General features: G+C 59.0%; 5 protein-coding genes. 2 read left to right on the top strand and 3 right to left on the bottom strand.

The annotated features are described in order from the left end of the window. Both V7080_RS24990 and V7080_RS24985 read left to right on the top strand, forming a co-directional pair. Positions 1 to 456: hypothetical protein (locus tag V7080_RS24990; RefSeq protein ID WP_442947283.1), on the top strand; the 456-nt coding region annotated here is incomplete at its 5' end. 193 nt (positions 457 to 649) lie between these two features. After that, positions 650 to 1,093 carry a nuclear transport factor 2 family protein gene (locus tag V7080_RS24985; RefSeq protein WP_334191079.1) on the top strand — a complete coding sequence of 148 codons (444 nt, stop codon included), beginning with the start codon at positions 650 to 652 and terminating at the stop codon, positions 1,091 to 1,093. A gap of 124 nt (positions 1,094 to 1,217) precedes the next feature. On the opposite strand, the gene V7080_RS24980 is transcribed toward V7080_RS24985, so the two are convergent. The 3 genes from V7080_RS24980 to V7080_RS24970 form a co-directional block, all read right to left on the bottom strand. After that, positions 1,218 to 1,994 carry a DUF4184 family protein gene (locus tag V7080_RS24980; protein WP_334191078.1) on the bottom strand — a complete coding sequence of 259 codons (777 nt, stop codon included), beginning with the start codon at positions 1,992 to 1,994 and terminating at the stop codon, positions 1,218 to 1,220. 121 nt (positions 1,995 to 2,115) lie between these two features. After that, positions 2,116 to 2,475: a GFA family protein gene (locus V7080_RS24975; protein ID WP_334191077.1), complete on the bottom strand. Its 360-nt coding sequence runs from the start codon at positions 2,473 to 2,475 to the stop codon at positions 2,116 to 2,118. Between the two features lie 135 nt (positions 2,476 to 2,610). After that, positions 2,611 to 2,964 carry a cupin domain-containing protein gene (locus V7080_RS24970; RefSeq protein WP_334191080.1) on the bottom strand — a complete coding sequence of 118 codons (354 nt, stop codon included), beginning with the start codon at positions 2,962 to 2,964 and terminating at the stop codon, positions 2,611 to 2,613. Between the last annotated feature and the right edge of the window lie 106 nt (positions 2,965 to 3,070).

The raw sequence follows: 3,070 nt of genomic DNA, 5'->3' as shown, positions 1-3,070 counted from the left end.
GTCCTGGGCGGTATGCGCATGGCCGCGCCCGACACCAATTTCCCGCTCGTGGATGTGCGCGATGTCGCAGCTGCCCATCTGCTTGCGGCGGAACAGGATTGCAGCGGCCGGTTCATTGTCTGCAACGACGTACTGCCAAGTTTCCGCGACATGCTGCAGGTGTTGCATGCGCTCGATCCGGCAGTACCGTTGCCGCTGCTTACCCTGCCCGATTTTCTCGTCCCGCTCATGCCGATGTTCGACCGGCTTAATCATCGGATGCTGCACTCGCCGCGTACGGTCTCCGCCGAGTTGATGGGCATGTTGAAGGGCAAGCGGTGGAATGCAAGCAACCGGCGCATCAAGGACACATTGGGCTGGCAGCAAACTGTTCCGATGCGAAAATGTCTGGCGGATACCCTGGCCGTATTGCGTCAGAGGCAGCATGCAGGCTCCGCAGCGTTGCACCCGGCCTAGAGGCATCGCCTTGCGTTGCGGCGTTGAACCTTGACGACTGCATCATGCTGTCGTCTGCCAACCACGCCTTTGACGACGGCGTGCTTTTCCTTCAGTGGCAGCAATCGCCACACGCAACGGCGACCCGGTCAATCAAAGCCATGGCGTCAATTTCTTACAGGGCGGAAGGGGTCACGCATTCAAGGAGTGAATCATGACGAGCGAAGAAAACAAACAATTGGCAAGGGATGTGTATGCAGCGTTCATTGCGGGAGACATACCGAAAGTGATGGAAATCTATGCCGACGATGTCGAATGGAGCATGCCGGAATCGGAATACATTCCTTTCTCCGGCGACTATCACGGCAAGGCCGGAGTAGCGCAATTCTTTCAGAAACTCAGTGATTCGCAGGAGGCCGTGAGGTTTGAACCGACCGAATTCCTGGCAGATGGCGACAAGGTAGTGGTTTATGGCAATGCGACATGGCGGGTCAAGTCCACTGGCCGCACCTATGACACACCGTGGGTGCACATCAGCACGATGCGGGACGGCAAGGTAATCCGCTTTCTGGACCACATCGATTCCGCCGCCGCGGAAGCGGCATACCGGCCGGTTGACACCATGACCCGGCAGAAGGATGCCGTCACCCATCATTAAGATCATCCCGCAGACCCGTAGGCCTGCGGGAATTTGCCGTATCCAGGCGTCACTTTGAAAGAACGCATTTTCCTGGGACATGGACTGCTGCAAGTTCAACGGTACGCGGTTGTGCCGCGCCGGCTCAGGCATCGTTCCGACGAACGGCCGAATAGGTGTGCATCACGACACAATACAGGAAGGTCGCGACCGCGAACCACTGCACGCCTTCTACAATTCCTTTGAATATCATCCGCTCCAGAGCGGCATCCGGAACGTTCATCGCACCCACCATCAACCCGAGTGATCCCGAGATCAGGAGCACCAGCACAACCGCTGTGCGCACGTTCGGACTCAGGTGATTGGCGCGATGCCGATGAACCGGCGCCGCATTGAACCATTTGCGCAACGCAGCGGCAAGGATCCATAGTCCAAAGACGGTGCTGGCGTGCTGCAACACCTTGTACAGAGGGATGCGGGGACCGCCGTCCGGGCCGATCATCGATCTTAGCCAGCTCCAGTGCGTGACAACATGCGTGTTCGCGTGCGTGAAGCTATCCCAGGCCACGTGGGTTGCGGCGCCCAATGCCGCCGAGGCGATAACGACCGCCCATGAACCGGGTGATGCCGGCAGCCACCCCGGGGAATGGATATCAAGCCGTTCGCGCAGGAAATCCGGCAGCAGCAGCCAGAGGGGATGCTTGATCAGGAGATGGAAGATCAGGTAAGCCGCCAGGCTGGCGGGCACGCAGAAGGAAACGATTCCCGACAGGCTGTGGCTCACCGGCCCTGAAATGCCTATCCTGAGGAAGTAGACAAAGTCGGGCGCCATGCTGCCGATGACCAGGGCGGATAGATCAGCGCCTTTCCAATATCGCTTGATGGGGACAATGGCTGCGGGATGCGAGAGCGTGAAAGGCATGCTTAATGAAAGCCGGAAAAAGATGTCACAACACCGATTCGACGATTCCCCCGCACTGCATGAATCGATCGCGTGCGGCACATGTGGCCGCCCGGAAAGCCACCTGGCACGTCCCCGATGCTCATGGCATGCCGGCTCCGACCGCTTGCCGCACCGGGATACCAGCAGGATCGAAGTCGTGAAGGCAGAACACGTTGATGCCGAGATTGTCCGGCGTAACGCGCTTGCGGTGAAACGGATAGATGCCGCATACCTTGCAGAAGAAATGCCGCGCCGTCAGGGTGTGGAACTGGTACTCGGTGAGCGATTCCTCGCCGGCAAGCAGCCGGAATTTGCTTTCGTGAACCTTGACCATGAGCGCGTTCTTGCGGCGGCATATCGAACAGTCGCACATCGTGAGTTCCGGGAAATCCGTCTCGATTTCGAAACGTACCGCGCCGCAGTGGCAACTGCCGAGGCATGTCTGCATTGCACGGCTCATGGGCTTTTGCGCTCCTGAAGGAAGGTCATTCTTGGAATGTGAAACGCAAGGTTAGCATGACGTCCTGTCGATCAACGGGACGGGTGCCCGGCGCATGAATCGCGCTCCTGGAAAACCATTACCGCAGCATAGCCGCTACGTGCCTTCGGGGCGGACATGCGGCTCGACCTTGTCCTGTTCTGCCGGGTCATTGCGCGCGACGATCGCCCGCGCCCGCTCCGTGGTGCTTAAATTGATTGCCTCATGGGGCACACCGGGCGGGATGAATAGGAAATCTCCGGCCTCGCTCACCACCTCATGTTCGAGCGATTCGCCCCATCGTGTGCAAACCCGTCCTTCGAGAACATAGATGCCTGTCTCGTAGCCTATGTGCTTGTGCGGCTCGGCACGTCCGCCCGGCGGGATGAGCACCATGTGCATCGACAGTCCGAGCGCGCCTACCGTATTTCCTGATATCCCGATGTAGTACGGAAGGCGCTGCCTTGTCATTACCTCGGCAGCGGGGCAAATTGCCTGTACGTTGCGATGATCGGCGTCCATGAGAACCTCGTGCATGTTATTGGAAGGCAGCGGTCGCGGATCGACGCGGCCGCCG

Origin of the sequence: Noviherbaspirillum sp. (assembly GCF_036846085.1) — a bacterium.
Lineage (GTDB): Bacteria > Pseudomonadota > Gammaproteobacteria > Burkholderiales > Burkholderiaceae_D > Noviherbaspirillum.
This window is presented reverse-complemented; position numbering and strand designations above follow the sequence as displayed.

Bases quoted from the DNA above. Each gene is read 5' to 3' on its own strand.
- V7080_RS24975 (WP_334191077.1), bottom strand. From the start codon at position 2,475: ATGAGCCGTGCAATGCAGACATGCCTCGGCAGTTGCCACTGCGGCGCG.
- V7080_RS24970 (WP_334191080.1), bottom strand. From the start codon at position 2,964: ATGACAAGGCAGCGCCTTCCGTACTACATCGGGATATCAGGAAATACG.
- V7080_RS24985 (WP_334191079.1), top strand. From the start codon at position 650: ATGACGAGCGAAGAAAACAAACAATTGGCAAGGGATGTGTATGCAGCG.
- V7080_RS24980 (WP_334191078.1), bottom strand. From the start codon at position 1,994: ATGCCTTTCACGCTCTCGCATCCCGCAGCCATTGTCCCCATCAAGCGA.